This window comes from Brevibacterium sp. HMSC063G07 (genome assembly GCF_001810665.1).
In the GTDB taxonomy this organism is placed as follows: domain Bacteria; phylum Actinomycetota; class Actinomycetes; order Actinomycetales; family Brevibacteriaceae; genus Brevibacterium.
The window spans coordinates 224,371-244,427 of the sequence record NZ_KV802333.1 but is presented as its reverse complement, the minus strand read 5'-3'; the positions used below and the strand labels follow the sequence as shown (position 1 = coordinate 244,427).

The window sequence follows — 20,057 nt, the reverse complement described above, 5'->3', positions numbered from 1 at the left end:
TTGGTGACCTTCAGAAGGTCAGTAAAAATTCGGGCTGGCTGGCTGTCAGACTTCGTCGACTGTCTGGGCTTCGTCGCGCGAGAGGTTGATGCCGAGCTCTTCAGCGGCCCGGTACATTTCGTCGTCTTCGCGCATTTCGACGGCGTGGCCGTCTGCCGACAGAACTTCGATGTCAAGGCACAGCGACTGCATTTCCTTGATGAGGACCTTGAACGACTCGGGGATGCCCGGGTCGGGCAGGTTCTCGCCCTTGACGATTGCCTCATACACCTTGACGCGGCCTGGAACGTCGTCTGACTTGGTTGTCAGGAGTTCCTGCAGCGTGTAGGCCGCACCGTAGGCTTCGAGGGCCCACACTTCCATTTCGCCGAAGCGCTGGCCGCCGAACTGCGCCTTACCGCCCAGCGGCTGCTGGGTGATCATCGAGTACGGACCGGTGGAGCGGGCGTGGATCTTGTCATCGACCAGGTGGTGCAGCTTGAGCATGTACATGTAGCCCACCGAGATCGGGTACGGGAACGGTTCGCCGGAGCGGCCGTCGAACAGACGGGCCTTGCCGGATCCGTCGATCAGGCGCTCACCGTCGCGGTTGAGGCGGGTGCTGTCGAGCAGGCCGCGCAGTTCGGGTTCGTGCGCTCCGTCGAACACCGGGGTTGCGACGTTGGTGCCGGGTTCGGCTTCGAGGTCGAAGCCTGCGTCTTTGAGCTCCTGCACCCATTCGGGGCTGCCCTCGATCTTCCAGCCCTGTTTGGCTGCCCAGCCGAGGTGGGTTTCGAAGACCTGGCCGATGTTCATTCGGCGGGGCACACCGTGCGGGTTGAGGATGATGTCGACGGGGGTTCCGTCTTCCATGAACGGCATGTCTTCAACCGGCAGGATGGTCGAGATGACGCCCTTGTTGCCGTGGCGCCCGGCCATCTTGTCGCCGACGGTGATCTTGCGGCGCTGGGCCACGTAGACGCGCACCAGCTGGTTCACACCGGGGGTGAGCTCGTCGTCTTCTTCGCGGTCGAAGACCTTGACGGCGATCACGGTTCCGGTTTCGCCGTGGGGCACCTTGAGCGAGGTGTCGCGGACTTCGCGGGACTTCTCGCCGAAGATGGCGCGCAGCAGGCGCTCTTCGGGCGTGAGTTCGGTTTCGCCCTTCGGCGTGACCTTGCCGACCAGGATGTCGCCGTCGGTGACTTCGGCGCCGATGCGGATGATGCCGCGGTCGTCGAGGTCGGCCAGTGCTTCCTGCGCGATATTCGGGATGTCGCGGGTGATCTCTTCGGCGCCGAGCTTGGTGTCGCGGGCGTCGACTTCGTATTCCTCAATGTGGATTGAGGACAGCACGTCGTCCTGGACCATGCGCTGGGACAGGATGATGGCGTCTTCGAAGTTATAGCCTTCCCACGACATGAACGCGACGAGGAGGTTCTTGCCGAGCGCCATTTCGCCGTTCTGGGTGGACGGGCCGTCAGCCAGCACCGCGCCGGCTTCGACACGGTCGCCCTCGGAGACGATGATCCTCTGGTTGTACGAGGTGCCGTGGTTGGAACGGCGGAACTTCTCTGCTCGGTAGATGGTCTGGGTGTCGTCGTCGTTCATGACGGTGACGTAGTCAGCCGAGACTTCGGTGACCACACCGGACTTGTCTGCCGTGATGACGTCGCCGGCGTCGATTGCCGAACGGTACTCCATGCCGGTGCCGACCAGCGGTGCTTCCGAACGAACCAGAGGGACGGCCTGACGCTGCATGTTGGCACCCATGAGCGCACGGTTGGCGTCGTCGTGTTCGAGGAAGGGAATGAGAGCCGTGCCGACCGACACCATCTGACGTGCGGAGACGTCCATGAAGTCGATTTCTTCCTTCGGCAGCAGTTCGGCTTCGCCTGAACCGCCCTTGGGGCGGGACAGGACGAAGTCTTCCGCGAAGCGCTGGTCTTCGGTCAGCGGCGCGTTGGCCTGGGCGATGTTGTACGGGAGTTCATCGTCGGCCGTCAGGTAGCGCGTCTTGTCGGTGACAACACCGTTTTCGACGATGCGGTACGGGGTTTCGATGAAGCCGAACGGGTTGATGCGCGCATAGGAGGCCAGCGAGCCGATCAGACCGATGTTGGGGCCTTCGGGCGTTTCGATGGGGCACATGCGTCCGTAGTGCGACGGGTGGACGTCGCGGACTTCCATGCCCGCACGGTCGCGGGACAGACCGCCGGGGCCCAACGCCGACAGGCGGCGCTTGTGGGTAAGGCCGGCCAGCGGGTTGTTCTGATCCATGAACTGCGACAGCTGCGAAGTTCCGAAGAACTCCTTGATGGCTGCCACGACGGGTCGGATGTTGATGAGCGTCTGCGGGGTGATCGCTTCGACGTCCTGGGTGGTCATGCGTTCGCGGACCACGCGCTCCATGCGCGACAGACCGGTGCGAACCTGGCCTTCGATCAGTTCTCCGACCGCGCGGATGCGGCGGTTGCCGAAGTGGTCGATGTCGTCCAGCGCCACCGGGATGTCGGCGCTTTCACCGTCACGAACGCCCTTGAGCGTTTCGTGACCGGCGTGCAGCGCGACGATGTAGTGGATGGCCGCCGCGATGTCTTCGGTGGTGAGCACGCCCTGCGTGACGTCTTCATCGAGTCCGAGCTTGCGGTTGACCTTGTAGCGGCCGACCTTGGCAAGGTCGTAGCGCTTGGGGTTGAAGTAGAGGTTCTGCAGAAGGTTCTCTGCGGCCTCGACGGTCGCCGGTTCGGACGGGCGCAGCTTGCGGTAGATGTCGATGAGCGCTTCTTCGCGCGTTTCGACGGTGTCCTTGGCCAGGGTTTCGCGGATCGATTCGAATTCGCCGTAGCGTTCGAGGATTTCCGACGAGGTCCAGCCGAGTGCCTTGAGCAGAACTGTGACCGACTGCTTGCGTTTGCGGTCGAGGCGGACGCCGACCTGGTCGCGCTTGTCGACTTCGAATTCGATCCAGGCACCGCGCGACGGGATGATCTTCGCGGTGAAGATGTCCTTGTCGGAGGTCTTGTCCGGAGCGGACTCGAAGTAGGCGCCGGGCGAGCGCACGAGCTGCGAAACGACAACGCGCTCGGTTCCGTTGATGATGAAGGTGCCCTTGGGGGTCATGAGCGGGAAGTCGCCCATGAACACCGTCTGGCTCTTGATCTCCATGGTGGAGGTGTTCATGAATTCGGCGGTGACGAACAGCGGCGCCGAATAGGTGATGTCGCGCTCCTTGCACTCGTCGATTGAGTACTTGGGCGGTTCAAAGCGGTGGTCGCGGAACGACAGCGACATGGAGCCCGAGAAGTCTTCGATGGGAGAGATCTCTTCGAAGATGTCTTCGAGTCCCGAGGTTTCCGGAACGGAGGTGTCGCCGTTCTCGATTGCTTCCGCAACTCGCTCCTGCCAGGCTTCCGAGCCGATCAGCCAGTCGAAGCTGTCGGTCTGCAGTCCCAGGAGGTTGGGAACTTCGAGAGGTTCGTGGATCTTCGCGAAGGAAATGCGCTGAGGCGGGTTAGCGGTCCTGATGTTTTCGTTGGCGGCGGCCAATGGGTTCCTTCCACGTTGTGGTCATCACTCGTGCACTGCAGCGTTGGACACCCGCGGGCCGATCAGGCCGCTGTAGCGACACTCGATCCGCTGACATTAGAACGGATTCGGCCGAGGTGTGCTAGTTTGATGCCCACCGCTATATGAAGGCACAGCAAACCCACTGCAACACAAACATTCAGGATAGCCGATTGGTCCTGCCGCGGCAAGGCCCCGTGTGGTAGGGTTTTCCCTCTCCGCTCATTTTGCGCTCTGCACCGTCCGACGAATGTCGCGACGGGCAGGGCGCTTCTGCATGTGCCCTGTGCGCCCACCCATTCGGGCCTGCCAGGTGCCGCACTCCCCCACTTCTCGCCAGCACCTGTGACCTATAGTCACTGTCCAACATATTGGATTGCGGCGTATTTCCGGTAGTCAACTGTGAGGGGCTTCACGTTAATCTGGGCCTATCTATTGGGAGGCCCAGATGTTCAACCTGCCGCTTATGCTCGCGACACTCGGCTCGGTTCCGCTGCTGTTCTTGGCGACACTCGCCGCGCTCATCTACAGCCTCATTGGGCTTGCCCTGACCCACGCGGGCGCCCAACAGACCGTCCGCTCCCCGCAGACCCCGCCCGGGACCATGCCTGCCCGCCAGGCCGCCGGGCCCAATGTGCCGCCCTTCCCGCCTGCCGAACTTGGTCAACTGCGGACCGCGGCTGCTCACCACGGTCCTGGGCACGGGCCGTATCCCCCGCGCCCGACTGCCCCCAGCCCTGCTCCAGCCGGAATGAACAGCGACACCGCCGTCTACGCGAACATCCTGCTGGGTGTTGCGGCCACCTTCCTTGTGATCGCGGCATTCATCTTCGTAGGCATCGCCGAACACGCGCTCCTGCGCGGGGCAGCCGTCATCAGCACCGGGATCATCACCTACGGCACCGGTCTGCTTATTTCGCTGCTGTCCTCCCGCCTCAAGCCGGTCGGCGTTGCCCTGACGGCGGTCGGCCTCGTCCTCCTTCCGGTTTCGGGAGCCGCCCTCGGGGGTCTTGGCATCACCGGCGCGAAGACTGCGTGGCTTGCCGCCTCGGCGTTCGGGCTGGTCAGCTGTGCCCTTGCGGCTGCCCTGCTGCGCTCAGAGTTCGTCACGTGGTTCGGCCTGCTTTTCCTCGGCTCGACGGTGCTGTCCGCCATCAACTTCGGCGGGCCGTCCTTTGCCTACTACGGGGTCGGCTTGGTGATCGTGTCGATGCTGTTCATAGTGGTCGGCCGCGTGCTCGAAGGCCCGGCGGCCGCTGCCCGGCCCTATCACTCACGAGGCGCCGCCGGGTTTCGCTCTTTTCTCTCCGCAGCCCGGGGCCAGCAGGTTCACTGGGCGCGGCCTTTCTCCCTGCTGGGGCAGATCATCGCTCCGGCGTCGGGTGTCTGCGCGCTCATCACCCTGCCTGACGATTCACCGTGGGCGAAGGGCGTTTTCTGGCTGGTTCTCACGGTGTTCTACATCGTGTTGGGCACGTGCCGCAGCTGGACCTACGCCCTGGGCGCGGCGGTGCTTGCCAGCACAATCGGCATCACAACTCTGACGGGCTCCATATGCCGGACCACAGCCAGCCCCGAACCGACAGCTGGCGGCTTTGTGCCCACGTGCTCGGTGACTGTCTCAACCGCTGGGATCGCTGCCGGATTCATCCAAATCCTCATCCTGACAGCTGTTCTGCCGTTGTTCGCCCGCCGGGGCAGACAGCTGACGCTGCTCATTGCGCTGTACATTTCCACCGCGATTCTCACGGTGTCGATACTGGCTTTGCGTGTGACGTCGCGCCTCGGAGCAGTTTCCTCGTCCACACAGCAGAGCGAAGCGTCATTCAACGCGATGGCCCCGTCGCTGCTTGCCGCTGGAGTCATCCTGTTTCTGGCCGGGCTCGTGTGTGCATGGTCTGCCTGGCAATCGGACTCTGTTTTCCTCCAGGCGGCATCGGCACTGTCGCTGGCATCGGCGCCAATCCTGGCCGCCGGCTTGTCAGATCTCACACCGCCGTGGACCTCAAGCGCGGTGCTGCTTGTTATGAGCACTGTCATGGTCGTCGGACACGGCGCACTGTCTTTTGCTTCGCGGACCGAAGCGGGCAGGCAGCGCCGACAGCTGCGATCGACATCCACGGTCTGCACGACAGTCATCAGCATTGCCGGCGGCCTGCCGTTTACGTTTCTCGTGTGGGCAGACAATTCCACGCTGTGGTTGTGGATCTTCTTTGCAGCTTCCGCGGCAGCTGCCGCAATCTTTGCCGGGGCTGCTTTCCTCTTCCGCTCTGCTGTCATGTCCCTTGCAGCACTGTGCGCCGCCTTCGGCGCTTCCGCAGCACTGGGCTTCATCATCAGCCGCTCTGCAGGAGTGAACTACAGCGCGGCTGTCTTCATCCCACTGGCCGGGATCGGATCAGCTGTCCTTTGGGCAGTGTCGCACCGTTTGCGGCTGAAGGGGCGAGCTCGGCGGGCACAAGCGGCATACGCCATGTCAATCGTATGGGCGACTGCTGCTGCCTCCGGAGTCTTCCGGCACACGTTCTTCGGCACTGACGGTCGAGTTCTCAGCGCTTCCATCGTCATGATCACCGCAGGTGTCGCGGCGCTGGCTGCAGCGGCGGGAACTCAGGGGGCGGTCTCCTATCTTCGCCGAAAGCACCCCGCCGAACCTGGGAGACTCCGCCTGTTCGCAGTTCCGGTCTTGATCTTCACCTGCGGGCTCTGGGCTGTTCAGACAACACGGTTTCTCGGTGTTCCAGCTGCAGTGATTGCGACAGCGTTCGCCCTGACCGCGGTCGCAATCGCCTGGATGAGTGTGAGCCTGTCGATTCAATGGCTCCAGCCGGCAGCGGGGCTCACACTCTTCATGGGCCTCTTCTCAGTATTCGGCGAACTGACCAAGAGCTTCTCTCTGGGAATGCTGCTCGCATCTTGGGGTGTGTGGGCGGTGTCCTACGCCGGCCACTGGGTTCTCATTCTTTTCAACCGCAAGATTCTCGCTTCTCTCATCACGGCCGGTCTGGCACTGCTCATGGCCCTGTTCGCGCAGATGTTCGTGACGGTCGACCGCGGATGGCTCGAAAACCCCAAGCGTGCAGCTGCGGGACTGACATTCGCGATTTTGGCGCTCATGGTGTTCGGCGCCGCGCGATTCCTCAGGAATCCAAGCCACAGACTCGGGTGCCGGGAAGATGCTTCGTATCTCGGAGCTGTCGCAGTCATGCTGGCAATCGACGGCTTCATCGACAGCCCCTTCGTCGTCCTGTGGCACGTACCCACAGCAGTTGCAGTCACATGGGGCCTCGTGCTGGCCCGCCGAGCCCGAAACACCCCTTGGTCACCCCCATCGGCAAGCCAATCGTTCACGGTGTTCGACGTGCGGATTCTGGTTGCCTGGATGATCCTGACGGCGGCCGGGATAGTCGCCGCAGCAACTGGGCCCGGCTGGCTGACGGTGCTGTTCTTGGCAGACCACGCGGTTCTGCTCGCCATCGGCGCACTGACGTCACGCCAATATGCACTGTGGTGGGGACTCATTGCGTGCGCTTTCGCTGTTTTCTGGGGGCTGCGCAGTCTTGTCTGGTTGGCTCTCGTGCTTTTGGCGCTCATGCTCATCGGTGTTGTCGTGTGGATGCTGCTTCGACCAAAGAAACCCAAACCCCCGCAGGGCGTGCCAGGCGGTGCGGCCCGCCCACACCCCAGCGGCCCAGCAGGCCCTCGGCATGCGCCACACCCGCTCCAGCCACAGAGCCAGCAGATTTCGCCCTACCCACCAGCGCCTCGCCGACAGCAGCATGGACCGCCGGGACTCCCGAAACCACCCGGACCGTTCCCACCCGGACCGGCACCTCGGCCCTCACAGCCCGGAATGTCCGACACCGCTCCCCCGCCCGGACCCGGTTTCAGCCGCGATCCCCGCGCTGACCATCCCGGCCAGTAGACTTCAAGAACCACAGGAGGGCCTTTGACAGACAGCTCAGCGCAGCAGACCGGCATCTATGTCATTACAACTGACCCAGCCGCGCTCAACAGCTACCTCGTCGTCGGCACAGACAAGGCGCTGCTGGTGGACACCGGCTCGGGGCCCAGGCAATCACAGCGCATCCTCACCGCCGTGCGTGGAATCACCGGCCTGCCGATTGCCGTAGTCAACACGCACGACCACTGGGACCACTTCTTCGGAAATGCCCACCTGCGCAGCGAGGGAATTGAAGACTTCTTCGCTTCAGAACGCTTTGCTCAAGACCAGGCTGCAAGTGCATGGCTTCAGCTGGCGGAAGTTCCCGCGGCCGACGAACCCGAGCTTCCAGCCGATCCGACCGAACTCGTCGTCAAAACCACGCGAATCATAGGCCGTGGCGACACCATTGACCTCGGCGGCACCGAGGTGACAGTGCACGAATACTGCGGACACACGGAAAGCGACCTCGTTCTGCAGGTGGCAGATGCGCTCATCGTCGGAGACCTCATCGAAGAGGGTGCTCCGCCCCAGTTCGGTGACGACGCACTGCCCAGCGCATGGGCGCAGTCGCTGCGCGAGATCCTGACCATCGATGGGCTCAGCGTCTTCTGCCCCGGCCACGGCCAACCCGTCGACAGGGCATTCGTCCAAACCCAGGCAGACGACATCGCGGCAGTCGCCGCACAGCTGGCAGACCCAGAAGGGGGTGATGCCGAAGTGAGCACCCGCCAGGCACAGCCGTTCATGTACCTTCCCACCACGGGGATCGGCGAAGCTAAGCGAATCAGGTGAGCGGCACCTCGTGAAACACAAGCGCTGAGTGCGCCTCAGCCCGGGCACCCCAACGATCGCCCCCCAGATTCGGAACCTGAACGCCTGCTTCTGCGAAAGTAGATTCCTGAGAATTCTCTGGCAGTAGCCTTAACGCCCGCCTATAATTGAAGTATGTCCACCACAACTGACAGCGTCAGAAAGATTTTGGGTGGCCTCGCGTCTACCCGATCTGAACGCGAAGAACTGTACAAATACTTCCACCAACACCCTGAGCTCTCCATGCAGGAGCACGGCACCGCAGACCGGATCGTGCAAGAGCTCGAAGCCTCAGAAATCTCCACGCACCGCATCGGAGACACCGGTGTGCTTGCCATCATTGAAAACGGCGACGGGCCCGTCGTGGCTATGCGCGCAGACATAGACGCGCTTCCGGTCAAGGAAGTCTCGGGCAAAGACTACGCCTCCACAGCAACGCAGGTTGACCAAAAGACCGGTGCGGAAGTCCCCGTCGCCCACGCTTGCGGCCACGACTTCCACATCATGTCGCTGCTGACGGCACTGCAGGCCTTCAACGACAACAAGAACCAGTGGTCCGGCACATTCATCGGCGTCTTCCAACCCGCTGAAGAAACCGCCGAAGGCGCACGGGCAATGCTTGCAGCAGACCTGAAGAAGGCAATGCCCCGGCCCGATGTCTATCTCGGCCAGCACGTGCTGGCAAGCCTTCCTTGCGGTTTCGTGGGCACTCGCCGCGGCCCGGTGCTTTCTTCTGCTTTCTCAGTCAAAGTCACCGTGCACGGCAAAGGCTCCCACGGCTCCATGCCGGAACTGGGCGTCGATCCCGTTGTTTTGGCATCCACCATCGTGATGCGCCTTCAGACCATCGTCTCGCGTGAAGTCGCCGCCAAGGAAACCGCAGTGGTGACCGTCGGAGCCATCCACGCGGGCACTAAGTCCAACATCATCACCGATTCCGCCGAACTGCTTATCAACACCCGCGCCTACAGCAGCGATGTCAGCGCACACCTGAAAGAGGCTATCGAGCGCATTGTGCGAGCAGAGTGCACTGCTGCCCGCAGCCCCCAAGAACCCGAATTCACGTACTACGACCGCTACCCCCTCACCGACAACGACGGGGATGCCACAGACACCGTCCGCAAGGCATTCGACGCGTACTTCGGCGAAGAAGCCTGCGACCTGGACCCGGTGCCAGCTTCAGAGGACTTCTCAATCATTCCGGACGAACTCAGCGTGCCTTACACCTACTGGGGCCTCGGCGGCTTTGCGGATATGAGCAGAGCAGTCGGCAACCACAATCCGGCTTTCGCCCCCGACCTCCAACCCACCCTCGACCGCGGCGCAGAAGCAGTCGTTGTTGCCGCTTCCGCCTGGTTGACCAAATAAGGATGAAGCCATGACCACTACAAGACAATCGGTCGAAATGGCTAAAGAATTCAAAGGCAATGACTCCGCCCTCTTGGGCATCGTACTTGCCGTCATCACCTTCTGGCTCTTCGCACAGACCACACTGAACATCGGCCCGGCGATGGGCCAGGACATCAACACGCCCGCGACGGTCATGAACATCGCCATCTCCCTGTCCGCCCTGTTCTCCGGGATGTTCATCGTGGTCGCCGGCGGTTTTGCCGACCGCATCGGCCGCGTGCGGATGACCACAATCGGCAACATCCTGGGAATCATCGGCTCCCTTCTGGTCGGTTTGGCCATCACCGGCGGCGTCGGCAACGTCATGCTGATCATCGGCCGCATCCTGCAGGGCCTTTCCGCAGCCTGCATCATGCCCGCCACGATGGCACTTCTCAAGACCTACTGGCAGGGAGCCGCACGACAGCGAGCCGTATCCATGTGGTCCATCGGCTCGTGGGGCGGCTCTGGTCTGGCCGCTATCTTCGGCGGCTTCATGGCTTCCAAGGCACTCGGATGGCGTTCGATCTTCATCATCTGCGCGCTGATCTCCGTAGTTTCCATTCTGCTTATGCGTCAGATTCCCGAGGATGCTCCGGCAAAGGACGCAGGCGCAAAGACGGACGTGCCCGGCATCTTCACCCTGGCAACGTTCGTACTGACTCTCCTGCTGGTCGTCACGCAGGGTTCCACCATCGGCTGGACCAACTGGATCACATGGACGCTCCTGGCTGTTTCCATCATCGCATTGACCCTGTTCATTCGGGTGGAAAACAAGAGTGAAGCGCCCCTGGTGGACTTCTCCCTGTTCAAGAACCCGGTGTTCACAGGGGCGACCATCTCCAACCTCATGATCAATGCAACCGCCGGTCTTATCCCGGTCACCCTCTGGGTGCTACAGGACGCAGCCGGAATGGACGCGGCTACAGCCGGGTACTACACACTGGGCTACGCGATCTTCATCATCGCCTTCATTCGCGTCGGCGAGAAGCTGCTGCAGAGGTTCGGTGCTAAAAAGCCGATGATGTGGGGCGCGATGATCGTCATCGCCGCAATCATTCTGCTCATGGGCACCAACGTGATGACGCAGACCTACCTCGTCCTGGCGATTATCGCCTTCAGCCTGTTCGGCCTGGGTCTGGCCTTCTACGCCACCCCTTCCACCGACGCAGCACTGAGTGCCCTGCCAGATGACAAGGCCGGCGCAGGCTCTGGTGTGTACAAGATGGCTTCGTCTCTTGGCGCCGCCTTCGGCGCCGCTATCCCGACGACCATCTACACCGTCCTGTCCACCTCGGATTCCACGCTGCTGGGCAGCGCCATTGAATTCACGGGCCGTCAAGACAACACGGCAGTCCGCGAAGCCGCCATGCTCGGCCTGGGCGCCACACTCGTGATGGCCCTGATCGCGCTGTCCTCCATCATCCTCTTCGTGCCGGGTGATGCAGGCAGCAAGACATCCGACAGTGCGCCAACCAAGGCCGACGAACTGCTCGCAACAGCCAAGGAAGACCTCGCCGCTGCCGAAGAAAAGGCCGCCAAGGCTCAGGAAGAAGCCCGCTTGGCCCGCCAGCGCTACGAGGAAGCCCAAGAAGCACTGGCGAAAGAATAGCCGCCCGTGCAGCACGCGGTGCCCATATCCGTGGCTGCGCTTTCGCAAAGAAGGTGAGCGGCGCCTCGTCAAACAAGGCGCCTCGTCAATCAAAGGGCCGAACAACAGCAGAACCCCCGGGAAATTCCCGGGGGTTCTGTCGTAGAACAGTCAGTGACCGATGATCACTTGAGCGAGACGGTGGCGCCTGCAGCTTCGAGCTGTTCCTTAGCCTTTTCAGCGTCTTCCTTCGAAGCGCCTTCGAGGATCGGCTTGGGAGCCGAGTCAACGAGATCCTTGGCTTCCTTCAGGCCCAGCGAAGTCAGAGCGCGGACTTCCTTAATAACCGGAACCTTCTTGTCGCCAGCGGATTCGAGGACAACGTCGAATTCGCTCTGCTCTTCAGCAGCGCCGCCGGCGTCGCCGCCGCCAGCAGCCGGAGCGGCAACAGCAGCGACCGGAGCAGCTGCTTCAACTTCGAATTCTTCTTCGAACTTCTTGACGAAGTCGTTGAGTTCGATGAGGGTCAGTTCCTTGAAAGCTTCAATGAGCTCTTCGGGGGTGAGCTTAGCCATGGTGGCAAAGTCCTTCCATTAATGGGTCTACAGCTGTTCGGCTGTAGGAAAACCGGTTTGTGGTTATGAAGCTCAGGCGGCTTCCGATTCCTGCTTGGCGCGCAGAGCGTCCACGGTGCGAACCGCCTTGACGGCGGGTGCAGTGAACGTGTAGGCGGCCTTGTAGAGGCTGCCCTTCATAGCGCCGGCTGCCTTGGCAAGCAGCACCTCGCGAGATTCGAGTTCCGCCAGCTTCGAAACATCCTCAGCTGTAAGAGCAGCACCGTCGAAGTAACCGCCCTTGATGACCAGCTTGGGATTCGCCTTGGCAAAGTCCCGCAGGGCCTTCGCAGCGTCAACAGGTTCGCCTTCGATGAACGCGATGGCGGTCGGGCCGTTAAGCAGACCTTCAAACGCGTCGATTCCAGCTTCCTTAGCCGCGATGGCCGTCAGCGTGTTCTTTACCACGGCGTAGGTGGTGTTCTCGCCCAGCGAACGACGCAGCTGCTGCATTTCGCCCACTGTGAGACCACGGTACTCGGTCAGCACTGCAGCGGAGGAGTTGTCAAAACGGTTTTTGATCTCCTTTACCGCGGCTGCCTTGTCAAGCCTCGCCATGGTATTCCTTTCAATACATCTGTTGGTTTGCCCAAAACAAAAAGCGCTCCGCAGGCAGGTGCGGAACGCTTGGCGTTCGGCTGAGGGCACACAATGTGCGCTTTCAGCTTTGTTCTCACCTGCGCGGGTCACTCTCGCTGAGAGTCTTCGTCGGACACTGCTGCTCGCGCAGCGGTTTCCGAGACCGACGGTCTTGGGCAGAATCAATTGTAGGGCAGTTCTGCAGGGAAACGCAAATCATGCCCCTACGAGGCGGAGCTCGCCTCCCCGTTGGAAAGACGAGCTCCGCTCGTGGTCGCCCGGGCACTGTACTCAGCGCCCGGGCCTGATGCTCAGCTGCGGTTTCCCGGCCGGTGAGGCCGCAGGATCAGCGCAGGGACGCAACGTCCAGCGGAATCGCCGGACCGTTGGTCGTGGTGATCGTTGCCTTGCTGACGTAGCGACCCTTGGACGAGGACGGCTTGAGGCGTGCGATCTCTTCGACAGCGGCGGCGAAGTTTTCGCGCAGCTGGTCTTCCGAGAACGAAGCCTTGCCGATGATGAAGTGCAGGTTCGCGTGCTTGTCAACACGGAACTCGATCTTGCCGCCCTTGATGTCCTGGACAGCCTTCGCGACGTCCATGGTGACGGTGCCGGTCTTGGGGTTCGGCATGAGTCCGCGGGGACCCAGAACCTTACCCAGACGGCCGACCTTGCCCATCATGTCCGGGGTTGCAACAGCAGCGTCGAAGTCAGTGAAGCCTCCGGCCACCTTTTCCAGCAGGTCATCGGAGCCGACGTAGTCAGCACCTGCTTCACGGGCAGCTTCAGCACGGTCTCCGGCTGCGAACACCAGGACCGTAGCGGTCTTACCGGTGCCGTGCGGGAGGTTCACGGTGCCGCGCACCATCTGGTCGGCCTTGCGGGGGTCGACGCCCAGACGGAATGCAACTTCGACGGTCGAGTCGAACTTCGAAACGGCGGTTTCCTTGGCCAGGGCTACTGCCTGGTCCGGGGTGTAGTGAGTGTCAGCCGCGATTTTTTCGGCCGCGGCCCTGTAGGCCTTTGAGCGCTTTGCCATCTGCTATCTCCTTGCAGTTGTGGTGCGGGCCGCGCCGGCCCTACCACGTTTGGGTGTGCCTGATCAGGCCTTGATGTCGGTGGTGATGCCCATGGAACGAGCGGTGCCGGCCACGATCTTGGAGGCGGCGTCGATGTCGTTCGCGTTGAGGTCAGGCATCTTGGTTTCGGCGATTTCGCGCACCTGGTCAGCGGTCAGGTGACCGACCTTGACGGTGTGCGGGGTTGCCGAACCCGACTTCAGTCCAGCTGCCTTCTTGATCAGCTGAGCAGCCGGCGGGGTCTTGGTGATGAAGTCGAACGAGCGGTCTTCGTAGACAGTGATTTCAACCGGAACGATGTTGCCGCGCATGGATTCTGTGGCCGCGTTGTAGGCCTTGCAGAATTCCATGATGTTCACGCCGTGCTGACCAAGGGCAGGACCGACCGGGGGTGCCGGGTTAGCAGCGCCCGCCTGGATCTGCAGCTTGATCAGACCGACAGCCTTTTTCTTGGGTGCCATGTTGGTCCTTAATCTGGTAGGTGTTCCCACGGTCAGAAGGGCCGTGGGCTTTGGACGCGGTTGTCCGCTCCGATGAGGGCGGACGGAGTCCAAACCACAACATTATTCCACGGTCGCGCACTTTTGTTAAATGCGGACTCCAGGGAACACAGAAGCGGGTGCCCGGCGAACAGCCCGGCACCCGCTTTGAGCGTAAGCGCAGTATCAGATTTTGGAAACCTGGTTGAATCCGAGTTCCACGGGGACATCACGTTCGAAGATCGACAGAAGCACTGTGAGCTTCTGCTGCTCGGGACGAATTTCCTGAATGGTGGCAGGCTGGCCTTCAAAAGAGCCCTCCTTGACCATGACGGATTCTCCGATTTCGAATTCGGTTTCGATGGGCACGCCATCCGCGGCGGCCTGTTCGCCTGCGATCTTCGCAGCTTCGGCCTGCTGTTCTTCGAAAACCGGCGCGAGCATGCCCGCAACTTCGTCAATGCTCAGCGGGATGGGGTCGTAGGCGTTGCCGACAAAACCCGTGACACCCGGGGTGTGGCGGACGACGCCCCACGATTCATCGGTGAGCTCCATGCGCACCAGCACGTAGCCGGGCACGCGGACGCGGCGCACGGTCTTGCGCTGGCCGTTCTTGATTTCGACGACTTCTTCCATCGGCACCTGGATTTCGAAGATTTCATCTTCGGCGTTGAGCGATACCGCACGGTTTTCCAGGTTGACCTTGACGCGGTTTTCGTAGCCCGCGTAGGAGTGGATGACGTACCAGTCGCCGTCCTTCATGCGAAGGTCCGACTTGAATTCTTCGAACGGGTCGACTTCCGGTGCAGACTGCTGGTCTGCAGCGTCCGCGCCGTCGGCAATTTCGCCCGTTGTGGGGTCGAAGTTCTCTGCCTGTTCGGCTTCGACGTTTTCCGGAGTGTTCTCAGACACCGATTCTCCTTTGTTTTCGCAGTCGGCGGCGCGGGTCAGGTTCAGTTGGCCTGCTGTGCCCGGGTGCTACCAGAGCGGCCACAGCGGTGAGCCCGCAAAGATGAATCCGGCAAGTTTGCCGAACACGAAGTCGAGGATGGTCACGAGCACCATCATGACGGCGACGAAGCCCAGAACGACGAGGGTGTAGTTGATCAGCTCCTTGCGGCTGGGAGTGACGACTTTCTTCAGCTGGTCGACGACTTCGCGAAGGAACTGAATGATCGCGCCGAAGAAACCGCGCTTCTTCCGCGCTCTTTCAGAGCTTGCCTGCGATTCAGCCACTCGTCCTCATTCTTCCGTCTGCGTTCCCAACCTTCGGGCTTCCCCGGCTGTGCCGGGAATAGAGCAGGGGTGACAGGACTCGAACCTGCAACCTACGGTTTTGGAGACCGTTGCGCTACCAATTGCGCCACACCCCTAAGCGAGCACCGGATCATCATAGCCGCAATGCTGCGACTGACGAAACGGGGCGTCACCGACACAACATATTAGCCGCTCGGTGTGCTCGCGTCGAACTGAACGCGTGCGCGCCTAGAGTTCCAGGCCCACGAGGTTCGGCTCTGGGACCAGAGTTATGCCGAATCTGCTCTGCACGCCATCGCGAATGTGCCGTGCCAGTTCGATGATTTCCTGTGCCTGAGCACCGCCCCTGTTGGTCAACGCCAGCGTGTGTTTGCCAGACAGCGCGGCATTTGAACCGTCGAGCTTGAAGCCCTTGGCAAAACCGGCCTGCTCAATGAGCCACGCGGCGGAGGTTTTGACTGCCGAAGGGTCGTCTCTGCCCGTGCTCGGGTCGACGACGGCATAGCGCGGTGCGCCTTCGGGAAGGGGCACCTGCTCAACATCGAGGATCGGGTTGGTGAAAAAGGACCCGGCCGACCAGGTGTCGTGGTCGCTGGGATCGAGGACCATCCCCTTGGATCGACGCAGTTCGAGCACGGCTTCGCGCACTGCAGTCGGGCTGGCGGTGCCTCCGACTTCCACGCCGAGCGCGTTGGCCAGCTGCGCGTACTTGATGGGCACTGCCGAACCCGCATCGCCGGCTTTGGGCAGGCTGAAGGTGACCGAGAGGACCACGTAGCGCGGCTGACCGTGGTGCTGCGCTGTGCGCTTGAGGACCGAGGTTCGGTAGCCGAACTCAAGTTCTGCTTTGCGCACAATGTGGGTGCGGCCGAATTCACGGTCGAACAGAAACACCGATTCGATGGTGGAGGCCACCTCGGCGCCATAGGCTCCGACGTTCTGAATCGGCGTAGCGCCCACGGAGCCGGGGATTCCCGACAGCGGCTCAAGGCCGGTGAGACCCTGCTCGATGGTCCAAGCGACGAAGCTGTCCCAGTCTTCGCCCGCGTGGGCCGTCACCCGCGCCGCGCCGCGGCCCCTTTCGAGCTGAACGCCCTCTGTGCGGATAATGCCCACGGGCCCGGCAAAGCCGTCATCAGCCAACACGAGGTTGGAACCTCCGCCGATCAGGAGCGCCGGACCTTCCTGGAGGCGAAATTCGTCTGCAAATGCGACGAGTTCGTTTTCGGTTGTGAGGACTTCCGTGTTTGCCGCTGGGCCGCCGATTCGCAGGGTTGTGTATTCGGCGAGGCTGACCGGTGCGCTCATGCCAGACGCACCTTCACCTGGGTGCGGCCAAGAACCTTGATCCCTTCTGCTGTGACGTCGACGTCAAGCCTCACGGTGCGGCTTTCTTCGTCAATCGCCCCAACAGCCGCAGTGACTGCCAGTTCAACCGTGGGCTGTTCGGGGGATCCGCTTTCAGCATCGGGCACCACAACGGGCTTTGTGAACCGCGTGCGGTAGTCGATCACGGCGCCGGGGTCACCAGCCCACTGCGTGACGGGGCCAACGGCCAGGGCCATTGTGAGCATGCCGTGGGCAATGACGTTCGGCAGGCCGACTTCCTGCGCAAAGCGCTCGTTCCAGTGAATCGTGTTGTAGTCACCGGAAGCCCCCGCGTAGCGGACCAGGTCCGCCCGCGAAATCGGGATGGTGCGGCTGATCACTTCCTGGCCGACTTCAAGTTCTGTCAGCACGGGAGATTTCGAGGTGTCAGTCATCGTCGCCTCCTCGCACAACAATGGTCGAAGTCACGGTGGCAACGTGATCGCCGCCTGCGGTGAGTTCGGTTCGGGTGGTGATCATGGCGTGGCCCCCGGCTTCGCGCAGACCGTCGATGTGGGTAACACAGTCGAGTTCATCACCGGCGACAATCGGTCGGCTGTAGGTGAACTGCTCTCCGCCGTGGACCACCCGAGAGAAGTCGATGCCGGAGTTCTCATCGAAGATGTAGCGCTGTTCACTGCGCTGGGCGGGAATCACCGCGAAGGTCGGCGGGGCGACAAGATCGGCGTATCCGGCCGCGCGAGCCGCTTGCGCATCTGTGTGGGCCGGGTGCTGCGCTCCTGTTGCGCGCGAGAATTCGGCGATCGCTTCGCGCGAAACCAAGTACGGCTGCGGAAGGCGGTATTCAGCCCCCTGCAGCTGCGTGTTGACTGCCATAGTTTCCTCCTCGTTCAGGGATCAAGTCTAGGCGGTTGGCGAGCGCTCTCTCGACACCACCACCGGGCGGCGGCGCCACGCATTCGGGCATAGAAAAAGGCTTCCAACAGAGGACTGTTGGAAGCCTTGACAAGTAGCGGGAGCGGGGCTCGATCCCGCGACCTCACGATTATGAGTCGTGCGCTCTAACCACCTGAGCTACCCCGCCACAGTGCAGCGCGGTGACTACACCAGAGCCCCAAAAGGGAATCGAACCCTTGACCTTTTCCTTACCATGGAAACGCTCTGCCGACTGAGCTATTGGGGCAACGAGACTTAACTCTACACACCCGATTGGCGAATGCAAAATCCGCACGGAGGGATCACGCAGAGACCTTCATCACAGCTGTTGAGCCCGCATCTCAAACATCGAACTTCGCTGTCAGATAGCCCTGTAGGCGACCCAGCTGATTCGTGATGATCCCGCTGACGCCAGCTGACAGAAGCGCATCCCAGCCTTCGGGGGTGTCAACGGTGTGGACGTTGACGCACAGGTCAAGTTCGCTGATCTCCTCAACCAGTTCGCGGCGGGATTTGAAGCCGCGGAAGGACGGCGCATAGCCGATTCCCTCAAGCCGCTGGACCAATTCGACATCGCCCTCTTTGGGCACCATCCGCAGGAGGATTCGCGGAATGTGCCCGGCAACCGCCTGGCAGTTGTGCAGGGTGTGCTGCGAAAAGCTCTGGAGGACCACCCGGTCAGCCATTCCGTGCTGCGCAATGAGGTCGACAACCGCAGCAACTCCCCCGGCTTCCCAATCGCCCTTCAGCTCCAGCAGCAGCCAGCCGCCGCGAAACGACATGCTGTACAGAACGGCATCCAAATGCGGAATCCGCTGTCCGGCAAATCCCGGCCCAAGCCATGACCCGGCATCGGCCAAAGAAATCTGTTCGTCCGACAGACTCGCAACCGCACCGGATGCGTCCGTTGTGCGATTGAGAGTCGGGTCGTGCAGAACCAGCGGAGTGCCATCAGCACTCAGGTGCACATCGATCTCAATGAAATCGGCTTCCAGCGCACGAGCCGCATCGAGTGCCGCCATCGTGTTCTCAGGTGCCGCGGAGGAATACCCCCTGTGGGCAATTGCCCACGGCTTGCCGCCTCGGCCGGGGACCCTGTCAATACCCCGCTCCCGAAGGAACTGCGTGAACATCACACCACCCCGAAGGCCAGCATTGCGTCGGCGACTTTGCGGAAGCCTGCAATGTTCGCACCCATCGCGTAGTTGCCAGGGTGGTTGTATTTATCGGCGGTTGCCAGGCACGTTTCGTGGATGTTCTTCATGATCTGCGTCAGGCGCTCCTCCGTGTATTCGAACGTCCACGAGTCACGCTCAGCGTTCTGCTGCATTTCCAGTGCAGAGGTGGCAACACCGCCGGCATTAGCCGCCTTGCCGGGGCCGAAGGGCACGCCGGCATCTGCGAACACGCCCACTGCGTCATGTGTGCACGGCATGTTCGCGCCTTCGGCAACAGCCCGCACTCCGTTTTTCACCAGCTGCGCGGCAGAAGCGCCGTCGAGTTCGTTCTGCGTGGCGCACGGCAGGGCAATGTCGACAGGGACTTCCCACACGCAGCCTTTTTTGACGTACTTCACGTTTCCGCCCCGGCGATCAGCGTATTCGCTGATGCGGCCGCGCTCTTCGAGTTTGATCTGCTTGAGCAGATCGAGGTCAATGCCGTCGGGATCATAGACGTAGCCGCCGGAGTCACTGGCAGTCACAGCCAGACCACCGAGCTGGTGCACCTTTTCGATTGCAAAGATCGCAACATTGCCCGACCCGGAAACTCCGACCTTCGCACCGTCAAAGGAACCGCCGGTGCTGGCAAGCATTTCCCCGGCGAAGATCGCACAGCCGTAGCCGGTGGCCTCCGTGCGGACGAGCGAACCGCCCCAGGAGAGCCCTTTGCCGGTGAGAACACCGGACTCGTAGCGGTTGGTGATCCGCTTGTACTGGCCGAACAGGTAGCCGATCTCACGCGATCCAACACCAATGTCACCGGCCGGGACGTCGGTGTACTCGCCCAGATATCGGTAGAGCTCAGTCATAAACGACTGGCAGAAGCGCATCACTTCGTCGTCAGATTTGCCGTGCGGGTCAAAATCAGCCCCGCCCTTGCCGCCGCCAATCGGCAGGCCCGTCAGGGAGTTCTTGAAGATCTGCTCAAATCCCAAGAACTTGATGATGCCGAGGTTGACCGACGGGTGGAAGCGAAGCCCGCCCTTGTAGGGACCGAGAGCCGAATTGAATTCAACGCGAAAACCGCGGTTGACCTGCACTTGCCCCTTGTCATCGACCCACGGGACGCGGAAGATCAGCTGGCGTTCCGGTTCGCACATCTGTGCGACGATCCGCGCGTCAGCGTATTCCGGGTGGCGATTGCCCAGCGCGCGCAGTGAGCTGAGAACTTCGCGGACTGCCTGATGGAATTCGGGTTCGGCTGGATTGCGGGCTATGACCTTTTCCTGCAGGTCGTCAATGGTTTCCAGTGGCACGCGGCTTCTCCCCTCGCATCGGACCC

16 protein-coding genes and 3 tRNA genes are annotated in these 20,057 nt (G+C 61.8%); 4 read left to right on the top strand and 15 right to left on the bottom strand.

Features of this window, described 5'->3' with window-relative positions:
• Positions 1 to 45 precede the first annotated feature (45 nt).
• The gene (rpoB, locus tag HMPREF2757_RS03535; protein ID WP_070573420.1) at positions 46 to 3,528 is read right to left on the bottom strand and encodes a DNA-directed RNA polymerase subunit beta; all 3,483 of its coding nucleotides are present in this window, start codon (positions 3,526 to 3,528) and stop codon (positions 46 to 48) included.
• Positions 3,529 to 3,994: 466 nt separating this feature from the next.
• Between rpoB and HMPREF2757_RS03530 the strand changes: the two genes are divergently transcribed.
• The 4 genes from HMPREF2757_RS03530 to HMPREF2757_RS03515 all read left to right on the top strand — a co-directional run bounded on the left by HMPREF2757_RS03530 (position 3,995) and on the right by HMPREF2757_RS03515 (position 11,303).
• Positions 3,995 to 7,471 carry a proline-rich domain-containing protein gene (locus HMPREF2757_RS03530; protein ID WP_070573418.1) on the top strand — a complete coding sequence of 1,159 codons (3,477 nt, stop codon included), beginning with the start codon at positions 3,995 to 3,997 and terminating at the stop codon, positions 7,469 to 7,471.
• A 24-nt stretch (positions 7,472 to 7,495) separates the two neighbouring features.
• Positions 7,496 to 8,284 carry an MBL fold metallo-hydrolase gene (locus tag HMPREF2757_RS03525; protein WP_070573416.1) on the top strand — a complete coding sequence of 263 codons (789 nt, stop codon included), beginning with the start codon at positions 7,496 to 7,498 and terminating at the stop codon, positions 8,282 to 8,284.
• 153 nt (positions 8,285 to 8,437) lie between these two features.
• The gene (locus tag HMPREF2757_RS03520) at positions 8,438 to 9,670 is read left to right on the top strand and encodes an amidohydrolase (RefSeq protein ID WP_070573414.1); all 1,233 of its coding nucleotides are present in this window, start codon (positions 8,438 to 8,440) and stop codon (positions 9,668 to 9,670) included.
• A 10-nt stretch (positions 9,671 to 9,680) separates the two neighbouring features.
• Positions 9,681 to 11,303: an MFS transporter gene (locus HMPREF2757_RS03515; protein WP_070573412.1), complete on the top strand. Its 1,623-nt coding sequence runs from the start codon at positions 9,681 to 9,683 to the stop codon at positions 11,301 to 11,303.
• A gap of 164 nt (positions 11,304 to 11,467) precedes the next feature.
• Here the strand turns inward: HMPREF2757_RS03515 and rplL are convergent, their stop codons facing one another.
• From rplL to gdhA, 14 genes are all read right to left on the bottom strand, one after another.
• Positions 11,468 to 11,857, bottom strand: coding sequence for a 50S ribosomal protein L7/L12 (gene rplL / locus HMPREF2757_RS03510; RefSeq protein ID WP_070573410.1), 390 nt, complete (start codon positions 11,855 to 11,857; stop codon positions 11,468 to 11,470).
• A gap of 72 nt (positions 11,858 to 11,929) precedes the next feature.
• A complete protein-coding gene (gene rplJ, locus HMPREF2757_RS03505; RefSeq protein WP_070573406.1) occupies positions 11,930 to 12,454 on the bottom strand; it encodes a 50S ribosomal protein L10 in 525 nt (174 codons plus the stop codon).
• A 367-nt stretch (positions 12,455 to 12,821) separates the two neighbouring features.
• The gene (gene rplA / locus HMPREF2757_RS03500) at positions 12,822 to 13,514 is read right to left on the bottom strand and encodes a 50S ribosomal protein L1 (RefSeq protein ID WP_070573405.1); all 693 of its coding nucleotides are present in this window, start codon (positions 13,512 to 13,514) and stop codon (positions 12,822 to 12,824) included.
• A 63-nt stretch (positions 13,515 to 13,577) separates the two neighbouring features.
• A complete protein-coding gene (gene rplK, locus HMPREF2757_RS03495; protein ID WP_019174620.1) occupies positions 13,578 to 14,015 on the bottom strand; it encodes a 50S ribosomal protein L11 in 438 nt (145 codons plus the stop codon).
• A 204-nt stretch (positions 14,016 to 14,219) separates the two neighbouring features.
• Positions 14,220 to 14,945, bottom strand: a complete 726-nt coding sequence (gene nusG, locus HMPREF2757_RS03490; protein WP_070573403.1) for a transcription termination/antitermination protein NusG — start codon at positions 14,943 to 14,945, stop codon at positions 14,220 to 14,222.
• 66 nt (positions 14,946 to 15,011) lie between these two features.
• Entirely contained in the window at positions 15,012 to 15,269 is a 258-nt protein-coding gene (gene secE, locus HMPREF2757_RS03485; RefSeq protein ID WP_070573401.1) for a preprotein translocase subunit SecE, read from the bottom strand.
• Between the two features lie 64 nt (positions 15,270 to 15,333).
• Positions 15,334 to 15,406, bottom strand: a tRNA-Trp gene (locus HMPREF2757_RS03480).
• A 112-nt stretch (positions 15,407 to 15,518) separates the two neighbouring features.
• Positions 15,519 to 16,598, bottom strand: a complete 1,080-nt coding sequence (locus HMPREF2757_RS03475) for a UDP-N-acetylmuramate dehydrogenase (protein WP_070573399.1) — start codon at positions 16,596 to 16,598, stop codon at positions 15,519 to 15,521.
• Complete coding sequence (locus HMPREF2757_RS03470) at positions 16,595 to 17,053, bottom strand: MaoC family dehydratase (protein WP_070573397.1); 459 nt, start codon at positions 17,051 to 17,053, stop codon at positions 16,595 to 16,597. Before HMPREF2757_RS03470 ends, HMPREF2757_RS03475 begins: the two co-directional genes overlap by 4 nt.
• Positions 17,046 to 17,495 carry an FAS1-like dehydratase domain-containing protein gene (locus HMPREF2757_RS03465; protein ID WP_070573394.1) on the bottom strand — a complete coding sequence of 150 codons (450 nt, stop codon included), beginning with the start codon at positions 17,493 to 17,495 and terminating at the stop codon, positions 17,046 to 17,048. The genes HMPREF2757_RS03470 and HMPREF2757_RS03465 overlap by 8 nt, the downstream gene beginning before the upstream one ends.
• Before the next feature lie 134 nt (positions 17,496 to 17,629).
• Positions 17,630 to 17,703, bottom strand: a tRNA-Met gene (locus HMPREF2757_RS03460).
• Between the two features lie 26 nt (positions 17,704 to 17,729).
• Positions 17,730 to 17,802 (bottom strand) — tRNA-Thr (locus tag HMPREF2757_RS03455).
• A gap of 94 nt (positions 17,803 to 17,896) precedes the next feature.
• Positions 17,897 to 18,688, bottom strand: a complete 792-nt coding sequence (locus HMPREF2757_RS03450; protein WP_176745876.1) for a glycerophosphodiester phosphodiesterase — start codon at positions 18,686 to 18,688, stop codon at positions 17,897 to 17,899.
• Entirely contained in the window at positions 18,688 to 20,025 is a 1,338-nt protein-coding gene (gene gdhA, locus HMPREF2757_RS03445; RefSeq protein WP_083304083.1) for an NADP-specific glutamate dehydrogenase, read from the bottom strand. The genes HMPREF2757_RS03450 and gdhA overlap by 1 nt, the downstream gene beginning before the upstream one ends.
• Positions 20,026 to 20,057: the final 32 nt, after the last annotated feature.